Genomic DNA, 689 nt, shown 5'->3' on the forward strand with positions numbered 1-689 from the left:
AGCCGTCGTCGCCCAGGATGATGTAGTCGGCCTTGCCGTCGCCGTCCCAGTCGGCCCAGCGGACCCGCCCGGCCCCACCCGACTCCGTCCCCGCGTGCGTGGAGGGGTAGGGGTTCGCGTGGTCGGTGGCCAGCCCCGTTCCCGGACTGCACGTCCACGCGCCGGCTCCCTGGTCGGCGAGGATCTTCTCGGCGATGAGGATCTGCTCCCGCTCGCTGGCGAGGTCGGGGCGCGCCGCGTACTGGGTGCCCCCGTAGGAGTTCCAGTTGGCCATGTTGATCTGCAGGCCACCGTAGTAGGTGTTCCCGGTGTTGATGTTCCAGACGTTCCCGCTCTCGCACTGCGCCACCTTCTCCCAGGTGCTGACCGAGGCGGCACTCGCACTGCCGGCGCCCACGCCGGACACCAGGGCGCCGGCTATGACGGTGCTGACGACCAGCGAACCCATGGCCTTCCGGCCGGAGAGCTTGTTCACGACTGACTCGCTTTCAGGAATCCCGGACGCGGACACGGGACGGGGGAAGAAGAGGGCAGGGATGACCGGCCGGGAGTGCCCGTCGCGGAGGCGGTCCGCACTCCCGGCCGGTGCTGGTGTCAGGCGCCGGCGGCGATCTGGCCGTAGTCGATCCAGCCGCCGTTTCCGTCCATGCCGTTGTTGGCGAAGGCGTTGACGGTGTTGTTGGGGTTGG

General features: G+C 69.5%; 1 protein-coding gene. It reads right to left on the reverse strand.

Annotation, left to right across the window (positions count from 1 at the left end; all coding sequences use genetic code 11):
* The coding region (locus ABD330_RS32405; RefSeq protein ID WP_344469898.1) for a transglycosylase family protein at positions 1–475 on the reverse strand (475 nt) is incomplete at its 3' end.
* Positions 476–689 lie beyond the last annotated feature (214 nt).

The sequence above is a fragment of the Kitasatospora kazusensis genome (assembly GCF_039529945.1).
In the GTDB taxonomy this organism is placed as follows: Bacteria; Actinomycetota; Actinomycetes; order Streptomycetales; family Streptomycetaceae; genus Kitasatospora; species Kitasatospora kazusensis.